The organism is Actinobaculum sp. 352, assembly GCF_003957265.1.
Lineage (GTDB): Bacteria > Actinomycetota > Actinomycetes > Actinomycetales > Actinomycetaceae > Asp313.
The window spans coordinates 80425-93747 of sequence record NZ_RQSN01000002.1 but is presented as its reverse complement, the minus strand read 5'-3'; the positions used below and the strand labels follow the sequence as shown (position 1 = coordinate 93747).

Genomic DNA, 13323 nt, shown 5'->3' with positions numbered 1-13323 from the left:
GCCGGAGACAGGATCTTGTAACACGCGAGCGGGTGGCTATTGTGGCCCAGTTCTCGATGGGACCAGTTCAGTCGCGTTCATTGTCCACGTATCTGACGGCGCTGGATGCAGCGGGGTATGCGACGATTGTCGTCTCCACTTGCGAATCTGAGGAACCACTTGCGTTTCCCTTCGGGTTTCCGGAGAACACGGTCGTCATGCGGCGTCCAAATGTTGGTTACGATTTCGGGTCATGGGCTACTGCGCTCGGCTGTGTCCCGGAGATTCGAAATGTACCGGTGGTGCTCCTGACGAATGATTCCCTCCTTGGTCCCTTTGCGCCAATCGACCACCTGCTGGAGTGGGCCGCTAAACCGGGGCCAGATATTCGCGGGCTGACCGCCTCGCACCAGTTCGCCCGTCATACCCAGAGTTTCTTCCTGGCGTTCCGTAATGGTTGCATAGCCGAGAAACCGTGGGTCGACTTCTTCAACAATATCCGCGAGGAACCTGACAAGGATAACGTGGTGTTGCACTATGAATTGGGCGCCTCACGGCTCTGTTTTTCCGAGGCGTACTCCTCGGACGAATGGGTCACCGGCCCCGACCTGGGCGTTCCCTACGGGAATCCGACCGTCGATGGGTGGAAAAAGCTCATTGAGTCTGGCGTGCCCTTCCTGAAACGGACAATCATGACCCACCCAACGACACTGGCAGAGTGCGTGGAGGCGAAGAGTTATATCGAGCGGACCTTCAACGTGGATGTCACCGACTGGTGAGAAAGGAAATATCATGCGGCGACTGACGAGTAATGGCCTCCACCGGCGCGTGGTTTACGTTGCAGCGCGAGCACGCAACGCGGCCGCCAACCTGATCTCCACCGGCAATATCCACGGTTCGCGCGCTGAGCATTGTGCCGATTTCGTGAACTTTGTACAGAGGCAGGGGGGAAGGCAGGATTCCGGCTTTCCAGACCAATGGAGGGTTGATCCGCAGTTCGAGAATCCGGATCCGGCGCGCATCGGCGTGGTGATCCATTGCTTCTACAGCGAGCTCATGCCAGAGTTATTCGAGCACCTACGCAACATTCCCGTGGACTTTGATCTATTCATCACCAATGCTTCAGGTGACAAGATCACGATTCCCGAGATTAAGAACCTCGGCCACACAGTTGTCGTCGATGTCGAGAATCACGGACGCGATATTTTCCCGACTGTTCAGATCGTGAACTCCGGCGCGCTGGACCCCTACGACTTGATACTCAAACTGCACACGAAACGGAGTCCGTGGCGTGAGGAGCACACGGAACTCGTCGGCAACGGTGCCGCGTGGAAAGACCAGTTCCTGGGCGATCTGGTGGGGTCCACTGAAACTGTACAAGACATCCTCAATGCCTTTGCGGATGATGCTGCTCTCGGTATCCTCACGGCAACCGACTCAATTGTTGGTAAGCAGTTCTGGGGAGGTGACCAACGGATTGCCGACCAGTTGTTGCGGCGCATTGAGCTCTCGCTCGTACCCGACGAGTTACAGTTCGCTTCCGGTTCGATGTACTGGACCCGTGGTTTCGTGCTTCAGGGCCTGCGGGCACTCAATCTCCAGGCTGCAGATTTCGACGAGGAGGCTGGCCAGGTTGACGGGACAACTGCGCATGCGATTGAGCGAATCATCGGTATTCTCACTAACGAGGCGGGACTGAATATCGCTGAACCGGTTCATGTGGCGCAACTCAAGCGAGAGGGGTGGCGAAACCCAACCGCTTACCGACGGTTCGAACGTGATGCGCAACGAATCGCGAACGCGCAGGTAGTACCGTTCTATCTGCCGCAATTCCACGATTCTCCGCAGAATAACCGTTGGTGGGGGCGTGGATTCACTGAATGGTCGAACGTTGTGGCAGCGGTTCCCGCCTGGCAGGGGCACTACCAGCCGAAGCAACCCACCGAACTGGGGTACTACGATCTGGCACTTGACAGCGTGCGTAAAGAGCAAGCAGACCTTGCCGCTGCGCACGGTGTCGCTGGATTCATGTATTACTACTACTGGTTCTCGGGCGAGCGCCTTCTCAGCCTCCCGATTGAGAAGCTCAAGGAGTCTGATATTGCTTTTCCCTTCTGTATCATGTGGGCCAATGAAAACTGGACGCGACGTTGGGATGGACGCTCGGAAGATGTGCTGGTTGGGCAGGACTACTCGAAGGTTCCCGCAGAAGATTTCATTGACGATGTGATGGAGTTCCTGCTGGACCCGCGGTATATGCGTCTGGATGGAAAGGCTGTGCTGGCGGTGTACCGCCCGGCACAGATGGATGATTTCGCGCAGGTAGTGAGAACCTGGCGGGATCGTGCGAGGCGTGCTGGCGTTGGGGAATTGAAGATTCTTGCAGTGGCAGTGGCACGAGAGTTTGATGGGTTGGACGACTTTGCGTCGGCAGGTCTTGACGGTACTTTGCAATTCCCGCCGCACAACCTTCCCTGGGTTGCCGGTCCTGCCACCGCAGTCGGGCTCGATTCGCGTTGGCGCGGGAATTTCATGAGCTATCAGGCCACGGCCAATGCCTCGTTGCATGCCGCTGCGGACCTGATGGACAACGAGTATCCGGGGGTTATGGTTGCATTCGACAACACGGCGCGACGCCAGTGGAAGGCCGATGCGTGGTACGGTTCGAACCCGTACACATTCCACCGCTGGATGTCCGGCATGGTGCGTTCGGTTCTTGCGCGTGAACCGCAAGATCGTGTGGTCTTCATCAATGCCTGGAATGAGTGGGCGGAGAGTGCGATTCTCGAACCAACTACTCGCTACGGCAGGACATTCTTGCAGGCTGTCCGCAACGCTGTGTGGAGTTGACACGGCTGCGGTATAGATGTGCCCGGTTGGCTAATCGGCGAGGGTGACCGGGCGGTGCGCACTTGCATCGCTCTGCTTTGCCTACACGCGATGTTGAGTAGTTGAGCTGATCTTTGCACATACCGGTGGGAGTTGCCGTACCTGTGCAGTAGGTGTCAGGTTAAGCGGCCAAGACGCCCCCAGAGGCCGTCTCGAATGGCTCGGACCATCAGGCGTTGGCGCTCCCGCCGCCGATTCACGGCGAATGCATTAAACGCCATGTACTTGAGAGCCCAATAGGTGTAGCGGATGCGCCATTTGCGTGGCAGCACCTGTTGCCTGATCAGGGCGATAGTGTTCCGAAGAATGTAGTAGTTGCGCACGGGGGTGTGAACGTGGACCGGTTGACGACGTCCGGGAAGCATCACCACGTCGTCGCCGAGGGAATGCGTTAGGCGTGCTGCCGGAACGACGATGAGGCGCCACCCGGCTCTTCGCGCACGAACTCCCCATTCAAGGTCAACGTGGTCGATGAAGAGGTCCTCGCGCATGCCCCCCACACCGTCAAGCGCTTCCATCCGTATGAGGCAGCCAGAAGCGATCAGGAATGCGACATCGAGGCGGTCCTGCCGCAATTCTTCCCGGGTGGCGCGCTTGGGCGCCCAACCGCGATCAATGTACACGAGCTCGTCGGCGCCCTCTCGCTCTTCGTAGGGGAGAGGACCGGCAGCAGCTATCTGCGGGTCCTCCCGCAGTGCTTCGCTTAACAGCGCCACCATATTCGGCGCTGGCATCGAGTCGTGATCAGACAGGAGCACAAAACTGGCGCCGTGTGATCGGGCAAGTGTTATCCCTCGGTTCTGCGCTGCGGCAATGCCGATATTCTCACCAAGCTCGAGGAGATGGCTACCGTACTCATTGCACGTTTCGCGCAGTGCTTTCAGGGAGGTCGACCCAGAACCGTTGTCCACGACGACGACGCCGTCACATTGTCGGTGCAAGGCGTCCAATAGGTCTCCCATCGCACCTGGGGGATTGTAGGTGACGATAACCGCTTCGAGCATTACAGTGTCGCGATGAAGGCTTGGACCTCGTCCCAGTTGGGAAGCAGCCCCTGCGCGGATGCTTCGGCCAAGGTGGGAGCCGCGGAGTCCTTGGCGGACAGCTTCAGCTCAAGTGGTTGGTTATCGCGGCTCACCTCAGGGAAGACCAAGCCAATCTGCGGATCGAGTGGAGAGACGCCGTGTTCGCGCCCGGGCGCATAGGGAGCGGAGCACATGTACAGCACGGTTGAGTGATCTTCAAGGGCAACGAAACAGTGCCCGAGCCCCTCGGAGAGGTAAATGGCCCGGCGGTCGACGTCGTCGAGGAGAACGGAATCCCACTTGCCGAAGGTAGGGGAGCCGACTCGGATATCAACCGCGAAATCAAGTACCGCTCCGCGCGGGCAGACCACGTACTTCGCCTGCGAAGGCGGGATATCTGCGAAATGGATACCACGGACGGTACCGGCCTTCGACACCGAGGTATTGGCCTGGAGAAGATCAAGGCGATGGCCGACCGCCTCTTCGAAAGCGGAGGCCTTGTAGGCTTCAAGAAAGACGCCCCGGTCGTCGGGGAATTGTTTCGGGGTGATTTCCCAGGCCCCGGCAATTGCCAGTTCACGGACTCTCATGCTGTTCCTTTCGGTCGCGTCATCTCTTGCCACGCAGTTATCTGACTATTCTAGTCCGGTGGCGCATGGGAATGTGTGTTGCGTTTCCACTCGTTACAATAGGCATGTTCCATGAGGTCTAAGAGAACGGTGGAAACGATGCTCTGGTTGGTTGCGGGTGCAAACGGCATGCTCGGGCACGATCTGGTTGCTCGTATCGGCGAAGAGGGCCACGACGTTGTTGCGGTCGACATAGATGAACTGGATATCACGGACCCGCACAGCGTTGAGCGGGTGGTCAACGGCGCCGACGTCGTCGCGAATGTCGCGGCGTTCACCGCCGTTGATGCCGCGGAGGAGAAGGAAGACCTTGCATTCAACGTCAATGCGACGGGGCCGGAGATCCTCGCGCGGCGATGCAGAAAGATAGGCGCCCGGCTCATTCATATCTCCACTGACTACGTATTCGGCGGAGAAGCAGATGAGCCCTACTCTGAAGATGGGCTCCTGGAACCAAAAAGTGCCTACGGCCGCACGAAGGCTGCCGGAGAGTGGGCAGTGCGGACCAATACGGATGACTACCTCATCGTCCGCACGGCGTGGCTTTATGGGAAGAATGGAAGCAGTTTCCCCGCTACCATTGCAAGGCTCGCGCAGGAACGTGACGTTTTGACCGTTGTCACTGATGAAGTGGGCCAACCAACCTGGACGGTTGACCTTGCAGATCTGATTGTCCGGCTTGTAAGTTCGGGCGCCCCGGCGGGTATATATCACGGCACCTCTGCGGGGCAGACCAATTGGCACGGATTTGCTCAAGAGATCGTCGCTGCGGCGGGTAAGGATCCCGCCATGGTGCACGAAACCACTGCGGCGGCCTTCAATCGGGCCGCTCCGCGCCCGCACTACTCCGTGCTGGGCCATGATGCGTTACGCCGCATCGGAGTAGAACCGATTGGTGATTGGAGAGACCGGTGGAAGCAAGCGGCTCCCATTGTGCTCGGCTGAGCTCCTGACGGCAGTGACGATCAGCGTGGCGGCTGCTCCCTGCCACGAATCCGGGCTGACTAGCACGTCGAAAGCAGGAGCGAGGGGTGGGGATGGTGCTTGCTGTGTGTGGCAGAGTTGGCATACGACATGCGACGCTCTGCCTTACGGTGGCGTTTCTGTTGTGGCAGATTGTCTGGGCGGTGGCGACACCTGGTTTTCGGACACCGGACGAACCGGCGCATTACAACTCGGTACTACGTATGGCTGCAACGGGCCAATGGCCGACGCCTGGAGAGGCCGCCCTTAATCAAACAGTGGCGGATGCAGCGCGAGAGTCCGGCTTGACGACTGTTGAACAGGATTTGTTCAGCCAGGCGAACCGCAGTGAGGTTGCCGGCGGAGACGTGCAGGCAAATGGCGGGGACGTTCTGCCGTACCCTGAAGCGTTGATCGTCGAACACGGTCAGCGCTCTGTTGGAATGTATAGTGATGCCGAGGTGACGGGTGAAAGGGACCAGATGACTCAGCACCCGCCGCTATATTACTGGTTGGCGGGCAAGGCTCTACGGCTTGCGGGTGGCATGGAGTGGACGTGGGATAGGCAGCTACTCTTCCTGCGGATTTTCGGGATCTTTCTTACTGCTCCGCTAGTACCATGCCTGGTGTACACCGCTTGTCGTCTCGGCGCAGGGCGGCGTTGTGCGCTTGCAATTGCCGCAACGGTTTTCCTGGTACCCCAACTTGCCTTCAATACGGCAGCCGTGACTAACGACGACTTGGCGATCGGTGCCGGTGCGGTGGCCATCGCGGCGAGCGCTGCAGCAGCGTATTCCGGCTCTTGGTACGCCGTTTTTGCCAGTGGAACTGCATTGGGCGTGGGATTGTGGAGCAAAGGGACTTTTATTCCCATGGGTCTAGTGGTGGGATGCGCCTTCCTGGTCAATCCTCGAATAGGATCATGTGGCCGCCGCTTACTGCGAGCTCTGGCGGCGGGAGGAATGGGAGTCCTTCTCGGCGGGTTCTGGTGGGGGCGCAACCTCGTGCTGTACGGCGTCCTGCAGCCGGCGGGGCTGGAACGAACCCAGAGTGGCGAGGGGAGCGATGTCTTTTATTTCATTCAGGCCTCGCTCCGCGGCCTGGCGGATACCTCTTGGGGGCGACTCGGTTGGCTTGAGTTCCCGCTGCCGCAACCACTTCTTCTGGCCCTTCAATTGGGAGCATTGGGCTGTTTGACGTGGGCTGTCACTCATGCGCGGGTGCCGGAAGGGGAAACGGATCAGCCCCGTGACGATAGGCTTCGGCGCGCGGTCTTGATACTCTTCTACCCGGCGACTGGCGCGCTGCTGATAGTCCAGGCCTGGACTGCTTATACGCAGACGGGAACACTGCCCGGGCTGCAGGGCAGGTACCTTTTTCCTGCTGTCGTAGGGATGTTGGCGGTGGCGGGTATGGCCTGGGCGCCTCGCCTGGAGCGTAGCGGCGAGCGTAACTGGCCCTACATGATTCCTGGCATTATCAGTTCCAGTGTGGCGGGCTACTCGCTTCTCCTCTGGTTACGCGCGTGCTATCCAGCGGAAGAGGGCCGACTCGGCGTCGATTGGTTGCGGTGGTCCGTCGCGTCAGGACTGGGGCTGTGGTGGCTCCGCCTCGCCGCTGTGCTCGGTGTAGGGATGCTTCTCGTGGCTGTACTGACACCGTTTCTGTTTCGAGATGGACGGGCAAGAGGCGATGGTGGGTACGCCCAAACGCTGTCACCGGCACTCGCGATGCCTGAAAAGGATGGCGATACTGTACAGCAGGAGGCTAGAGTTGAGCGTCCACATCGGGAGAGATACAGGTCGGAGGAACGCGGATGAGACAAGACCCTGCGGAGAAGAGCGCACTTACGGCAGTCATGGTTTTTCCCCTCATTATCGTAGGGGTTGCCGCGTGGGCATTGATTTCTCCCAGTAGTGCCGGGCACCTGACGCCTCATATCAATCAGCTTCTGGGAGTCATCATGTTCGGTATGGGGTTGACTCTGACAGTGCAGGACTTCAAGTTGGTCCTCACCCGACCGCGCCCGATTCTGGTGGGAGTGGTGGCGCAGTTCATTTTGATGCCACTCTTGGCGGTGCTCGTTGCGCATGTGCTGCGGCTGTCACCAGCGGTCACTGTGGGTGTCATCTTAGTCGGTTGCGCACCGGGAGGCACCGCGTCCAACGTTATTGCGTACCTGGCTAGGGTCGACGTCGCATTGTCGGTCACCATGACGGCGGTATCAACGATTCTTGCTCCCATCTTTACCCCTCTACTGACCAAGTGGTTGGCGGGGGCTTATATGCCTCTGGACGCGCTCGGTATGGCGGGTACCATTGCACGGATTGTGTTGATTCCCGTGATCGGTGGACTGACGTTGCGGATGCTGCTGCCTCGAGCGGTGGAGCGGGTTCTACCTGTACTTCCGTGGTTTTCAACCGTCGGCGTGGCACTTGCGATTGCCGGAGTCGTCGCGGCGTCGTCCGCTTCGGTGAAAACGGCTGGAGCGATTATTCTACTCGCCGTCGTGATTCACAATCTGCTCGGTTTTGTGTGCGGTTTCGGATTCGCGTGGCTACTTGGTGTGCCCGGGCGAGCAGCGCGAACAGTCTCGATTGAAGTCGGTATGCAGAACTCTGGTCTGGCGGCGGGACTGGCCACCACATATTTCACACCCGAGGCCGCTTTACCCGGGGCAGTCTTTTCTATTTGGCACAATTTGTCCGGCGCGGTATTGGCTGCGGTGTATCGTCGTATTGCAGATCGGGAGATCGCTGATCGTGCACGGGCGTGGAACGTACGGAAGTGCCGTGCCACCCGCTTCGGACGTGACAACTGATCTTCCTCGTCGATTTCGCGACGTCTCGTGGGTGATTGGAGTCCGAGACGTGCGTAGTCAGTATAATGTGGTAGGCCGTGTGCAGTTCATAGACATGCTCTCAAGTTGTGAAGACGTATGCTTGGACTCCTCGCGGCTCGGTGCAGGGAAGGGAGTATGGGCGTGGCCGAAATGGGTAGCGTGCGCCGAGGCGCCACGAGGCGTCGCCCTCGGGTCTTGATACTCGCGTCCACTTTTCCTGCCCATCAGGGTGATGGAACTCCTGAGTTCGTGGGCGATCTTGCGTCCGAAGTAGCACGGTATGCAGATGTTCGAATCGTTGTACCGGCAGTAAGGGGCGCTGCCGATGAGGAAGGCTACCGTGGTGCAATAGTCTCGCGATTCCATTATTTCCCTGCGCCGTGGCAGGACCTCGCGGAGGGGGCCATTTACGAGAATCTACGCACCAAGCCCTCCCGCGCCCTGCAGGTGCTGCCATTCTTCGTGGCGGAGTGGAACGCGACTCGCCGTGCGGTACGGGAGTTCCGTCCCGACGTTGTTCATGCCCACTGGATCATTCCGCAAGGATTGATTTCATTGTTGGCTGCACGCCGCACTCCCACACTGCTCACCACGCTCGGAGGCGATCTCTACGCCTTGGACCGCTGGCCCATCAACCGCGTGATGTCACGCATTATCAGACATGCGCGTGGTGTGACTGTGATGAACCAGGATATGCGGTCTCGAGTGATCCGGCTAGGAGCGGAATCAGATCGCGTCCATATTATGCCCATGGGTGCCGATCTTTCCGGTATTCGCCCGGCCACCCACCAAGACCGCAGAGAAGTCCGGTTACTCTTCGTCGGTAGACTTGTTCCCAAAAAAGGCCTCGCCGTCCTTCTGGAGGCATTGCGCCGTGTTCCGGAGGAAGCATTGTGGAGGTTGACCGTTGTTGGCGATGGCCCGCTGCGGGAAGAACTACGACAGGCGGCCGTCGATTTACCGGTGGAGTTCGTTGGCGCACTATCCAAGGAGCGGTTACGCGACGCCTACGCGGGTGCGGACATGATCATCACTCCGTCCGTGCCAGCCGATTCAGGGGATCAAGACGGTCTGCCGGTCGCCATGTTGGAGGCGATGTGCGCGGGACTCCCGGTGATCGCCTCAAACCTACCGGGCATCAACGAAGTTGTTGTCGACGGACGTAATGGAATCCTCGTGCCTCCCGGTGACAGCGAACGACTCGCCAGTGCCGTGACTCGGCTGGTCACCGAATCACAGGAACGGGCCGCGTTCGGCGCAGCCGCTCGTGAAGTTGCCTCCAAGCACTCGACGGAGGCGATGGGGCGAGCGTACTACAGTCTTCTGAGAGATGTTGCGACGCAGGAGAGGCCGTGAGCTTGGAAGGTCTTCACGAGGAGCATCCGGGCGGCGGTGTCCCGGAATGGACACGGCCGCGTGGACGCGTCGGTGTTGTCGGCGGAACCGGTTTTCTTGGTTCTCGGATCGCCGAGGCCTTACGAGGCAACGGCTGGGAAGTGGAGGTCTTCTCGCTTGAGAAACCGCTCCTGCTAGCGCGAGGAGTCATCGCCTCTGAGGCGCACGATATTGACCTGGTTGTGTGGGCGGCAACACGCAACACGCCAGCTGTTGCGGCCCAGCATCCGGAACTCGTGCAGCAGGAGCTCGATGAGGTGACCGTCACTCTTGACGCCTTGCGGGCCGCTGCTCCTCAGTCTCGAGTGGTGTTCCTTTCTTCCGGGGGAACGGTTTACGGCGGAGGTAGCACGAACCATCGCGAGTGCGATGCGCTTCATCCCGAGTCCGCCTACGGCCGCCTGAAGGTCGAGTTGGAGCAGGTGGTGCTTGCCGCCTGTGATCGGGCCGTTATTCTCCGCGTCGCGAATGCGTATGGGCCGGGTCAGGGAGCGCACAATGCACAGGGCGTGCTCGGATACTGGTTGCATGCCATCAGCAGAGGGGAGCCGATTACCGTGTACGGCAATCCCGCCTCTGCGCGCGACTACGTTTTTGTTGACGACATTACGGCGGCCGTCGTAGCGGTAGCGAACAATGCTACGGATGTGACGCAGCACATTTACAACGTGGGATCGGGTACGGCCACATCACTTGCAGATCTTCTCCACATCGTCCGAACGGCGACCGGCGCGCATTTCGATGTCATTTATGAGCAGGGACGCGGATTTGATTTGACCTCGTCCAAGCTCGATAGCACCCTCATTGAACGTGAGCTCGGTTGGCGTGCGGCAACACAGCTGCCGCTCGGTGTGAGGCGAATGTGGGAATGGATAAACGCATGAGGGCTTCCGCATATCGATCTGGTAACTTCCTGGAGTGACCGTGCTGACGAAACTACTGCGGATCTTCCAATCGCGTGCATTCCGCACTGGATTCCTGCTGCTCGCACTGGTAGCGGCCATCTGGGCCATTCTCAAGTACCGGGTCGAGGTGGGTGAGGCGCTCACCCGACTTCCGCTGTGGGTAGTGGCCGGGGCTACGTTAGCTTCGTTCATCTTCGTGCCGCTGACCATGCTCTCCTGGCGAGTGATTCTCAACGCAACCGGGGCACCGGTGGATCGCGTCGTCGCGCGCCGCATCTTCTTCACCTCGCAGGTGGCGAAATACCTTCCCGGCGGCGTGTGGAACTTTGTGGCTGCGGCGGAGGTGGGGCGCGACTACGCGATCTCTCGACGACGTTCCGTATGCGCCTTGCTGATCTCGATCATCATCTCAATCGTCACCGGTATGATCCTGGCGGGTCTGGCAGTCGTGTTCGGACCCTCTGGATTGCTCTCGCGATACTGGTGGATCGTTGTGGTGGTTCCCGCGGGCATCGCGGTGCTACTGCCCCCCGTGCTTAATCGCCTTGTTGGCCTGGCGCTGCGGCTCATGCGCCGCGAACCCCTGGAGACTGATATCTCTTGGTCGGCTACCGTGCGCGCTGCCGGATGGGCGTTTCTTTCTTGGTTCGTCATGGGTGTGCAACTGTGGCTGATGCTCACTCATGTGGGGATGACAGCAAATCTCTCCACCTTCATGCTCGCAACTGGAGGATACGCGCTCGGTTGGACTGTGGGCTTCCTCATCTTCTTCGTTCCCGCCGGAGTAGGAGTGCGGGAAGTTGCGCTGGGCGCCGTATTGGCGACGGCGGCGGTGAGCCAGGGGGCAATCCTTGTGGTGGTGCTCCTCTCGCGCGTATTCACCACACTGGCGGATATTGTTCTCGGGGTTGCGGCGGCCGCGGGAATGCGGCGCGCAACTGCCAAACATGCGGCTCCGCCAGTGGAGACGGACGGCAGCGGCAGCCGCTGATGGACGACGGCGACGCCCACTTTTCCTCCACCGGTGCTTCGACTGACGGGCCGCAGTCCTGGGCGAGCTCCGCGCAAGAGGGCCGACCGGCCGAGAGAATCTCGCGGCGCGCCTTTATCCGCTGTGCGATCCTGCTGACCCTGGCGTTTATGACATGGCAGGCAGTGTGGGCCATTGTGACACCGCCTTTCCGCACCCCGGATGAACCGACACATTACAACTCCGTCTTGCGCGGCGCGACAACCTTCGACTGGCCCGCGGTCGGCACGGCGGGCATGGAGGAAGGAGTAATGCAGGCGGCCACCGAAGCCGGTGTACTCGTGGATGGAGTGGTGGGTACCTCCCGGCGGGACAGGACGGTCCTGCAAGAAACCGAAGCCGTTCCATCGTTTTACGACGCGGTGATTACGCCGCACAATAGCCGCCTACATGTGCGCTACACGGGGGACTCGCGCGCCGAAACTCGTGACCAAATGACGCAGCACCCACCGCTGTACTACTGGATGGCCGGGCGACTGCTCCGCACCGTCGGAGGAAGTGATTGGGCGTGGGATCGTCAACTGCTCTTCCTGCGTCTGTTCAGCGTCGTGCTGTCTGCTCCCGTGGTGCCATGCCTGGTCTACGCGGCGCGGAGGATAGGACTGGCGAGGCACTGGTCGCTCACCGCCGGCACGCTGGTTTTCTTCGTCCCGCAACTGGCCTTTGTAACCGCAGCGGTCAGCAATGACTCACTGAGTGTGGGTGCGGGCGCAGTGACCATCGCTGCCTGTGCCGCAGCAGCGTTCGGTACCGGCTCGTGGCGTTCGGTTGTGGCGACCGGATGCGCATTGGGGCTTGGGCTCTGGACGAAAGGACTCTTCCTACCCATGGGGTTGGTTGTCGGGCTTGCGTTCTTGAGCAACGGCTCAATCGGCCCACTCTCACGCCGACTGATTCGCGCGACGGCGGCAGGGGGCCTCGGGGTGCTCGTGGGAGGCTTCTGGTGGGTGCGGAATCTTATCGCCTTCGGCCAGCTTCAACCCGATGGGATGATGCGGGAGACCGCCAACGTGAACCCACAGGTGGGCTATTTTCTACGAACGGGCGGGCCCACGCTTCTGCACTCCTCCTGGGGGAAACTCGGCTGGTTGGAATGGCAACTTCCACTGCCGCTGCTGCTTGTTTTGGAAATCGGTACTGTTGCCTTGGTACTCGTGGCCTTCGTTCGCGGCAGAGAACGCCTACGCCTCGGCGTACTGCTCGCCTACTACCCGCTGACCCTGCTGGTTTTGCTCGGCGTCTCCTGGCGTGCCTATGCGCACACGGGCGTCGTGGCCGGGGTGCAGGGGAGGTACCTATTTCCCGGCATCGTGGGACTGTTGGCCATTGTGGCGGTGGCGATGGCGCTGCCTGATCGGCGTCGCGCAGCGAGGTCGATAAACGGTGTGGCAGATTTGCCTGCGCGCTCGCGTGTGCAGACCATCGTGGGCGTGGTCGGCTTCCTCGTGTCCGCCTGTTCCCTGTGGGCGTGGGCGCACGTGTGCTACCCATCCGGTGCCTTCGGTATCGACTGGGATCGCTGGTCGCTGGTGGCCGGGTTGGATCCCGCGTGGCTTGTCGTCACCGCTTGCGGGGGCGTACTGGCACTCGGGGTCGCCGTGGTCGTGCCGGTGGTGGCAGGCGGCGTACGTGACCGGAGGTGTCAGTAGCCCGGAGGAAGCATCGG

General features: G+C 60.2%; 11 protein-coding genes. 9 read left to right on the top strand and 2 right to left on the bottom strand.

Annotated features, from left to right (window positions below):
* Positions 1-56 precede the first annotated feature (56 nt).
* The gene (locus tag EKN07_RS02625; protein ID WP_241228108.1) at positions 57-758 is read left to right on the top strand and encodes a rhamnan synthesis F family protein; all 702 of its coding nucleotides are present in this window, start codon (positions 57-59) and stop codon (positions 756-758) included.
* 13 nt (positions 759-771) lie between these two features.
* On the top strand, positions 772-2829 hold the full coding sequence (locus EKN07_RS02620) for a glycoside hydrolase family 99-like domain-containing protein (RefSeq protein ID WP_108715180.1): 2058 nt from the start codon (positions 772-774) through the stop codon (positions 2827-2829).
* 155 nt (positions 2830-2984) lie between these two features.
* Here EKN07_RS02620 and EKN07_RS02615 read toward each other — a convergent pair whose 3' ends face one another.
* Positions 2985-3872, bottom strand: a complete 888-nt coding sequence (locus tag EKN07_RS02615) for a glycosyltransferase family 2 protein (RefSeq protein WP_126145582.1) — start codon at positions 3870-3872, stop codon at positions 2985-2987.
* The gene (gene rfbC, locus EKN07_RS02610; RefSeq protein WP_108715181.1) at positions 3872-4483 is read right to left on the bottom strand and encodes a dTDP-4-dehydrorhamnose 3,5-epimerase; all 612 of its coding nucleotides are present in this window, start codon (positions 4481-4483) and stop codon (positions 3872-3874) included. Before rfbC ends, EKN07_RS02615 begins: the two co-directional genes overlap by 1 nt.
* A 138-nt stretch (positions 4484-4621) precedes the next feature.
* Here rfbC and rfbD point away from each other — a divergent pair, with 138 nt between their 5' ends.
* From rfbD to EKN07_RS02575, 7 genes are all read left to right on the top strand, one after another.
* The gene (gene rfbD / locus EKN07_RS02605) at positions 4622-5467 is read left to right on the top strand and encodes a dTDP-4-dehydrorhamnose reductase (RefSeq protein WP_108716629.1); all 846 of its coding nucleotides are present in this window, start codon (positions 4622-4624) and stop codon (positions 5465-5467) included.
* Positions 5468-5616: 149 nt separating this feature from the next.
* Entirely contained in the window at positions 5617-7305 is a 1689-nt protein-coding gene (locus EKN07_RS02600) for a DUF2142 domain-containing protein (RefSeq protein ID WP_164546578.1), read from the top strand.
* Positions 7302-8306 (top strand): bile acid:sodium symporter family protein, encoded by a 1005-nt coding sequence (locus EKN07_RS02595; protein WP_108715184.1) that lies wholly within the window; start codon positions 7302-7304, stop codon positions 8304-8306. The genes EKN07_RS02600 and EKN07_RS02595 overlap by 4 nt, the downstream gene beginning before the upstream one ends.
* A gap of 270 nt (positions 8307-8576) precedes the next feature.
* Positions 8577-9683, top strand: a complete 1107-nt coding sequence (locus tag EKN07_RS02590) for a glycosyltransferase family 4 protein (RefSeq protein ID WP_164505439.1) — start codon at positions 8577-8579, stop codon at positions 9681-9683.
* Positions 9680-10606, top strand: a complete 927-nt coding sequence (locus tag EKN07_RS02585; RefSeq protein ID WP_108715186.1) for an NAD-dependent epimerase/dehydratase family protein — start codon at positions 9680-9682, stop codon at positions 10604-10606. Before EKN07_RS02590 ends, EKN07_RS02585 begins: the two co-directional genes overlap by 4 nt.
* Positions 10607-10646: 40 nt before the next feature.
* Positions 10647-11618, top strand: coding sequence for a lysylphosphatidylglycerol synthase domain-containing protein (locus tag EKN07_RS02580; protein ID WP_241228106.1), 972 nt, complete (start codon positions 10647-10649; stop codon positions 11616-11618).
* A complete protein-coding gene (locus EKN07_RS02575; protein ID WP_108715187.1) occupies positions 11618-13306 on the top strand; it encodes a DUF2142 domain-containing protein in 1689 nt (562 codons plus the stop codon). The genes EKN07_RS02580 and EKN07_RS02575 overlap by 1 nt, the downstream gene beginning before the upstream one ends.
* Positions 13307-13323 lie beyond the last annotated feature (17 nt).

Excerpts from the sequence above, each read along its gene's own strand:
- EKN07_RS02595 (WP_108715184.1), top strand. The coding sequence starts at position 7,302 with ATGAGACAAGACCCTGCGGAGAAGAGCGCACTTACGGCAGTCATGGTT.
- EKN07_RS02625 (WP_241228108.1), top strand. The coding sequence starts at position 57 with ATGGGACCAGTTCAGTCGCGTTCATTGTCCACGTATCTGACGGCGCTG.
- rfbD (WP_108716629.1), top strand. The coding sequence starts at position 4,622 with ATGCTCTGGTTGGTTGCGGGTGCAAACGGCATGCTCGGGCACGATCTG.
- EKN07_RS02575 (WP_108715187.1), top strand. The coding sequence starts at position 11,618 with ATGGACGACGGCGACGCCCACTTTTCCTCCACCGGTGCTTCGACTGAC.
- rfbC (WP_108715181.1), bottom strand. The coding sequence starts at position 4,483 with ATGAGAGTCCGTGAACTGGCAATTGCCGGGGCCTGGGAAATCACCCCG.
- EKN07_RS02620 (WP_108715180.1), top strand. The coding sequence starts at position 772 with ATGCGGCGACTGACGAGTAATGGCCTCCACCGGCGCGTGGTTTACGTT.
- EKN07_RS02615 (WP_126145582.1), bottom strand. The coding sequence starts at position 3,872 with ATGCTCGAAGCGGTTATCGTCACCTACAATCCCCCAGGTGCGATGGGA.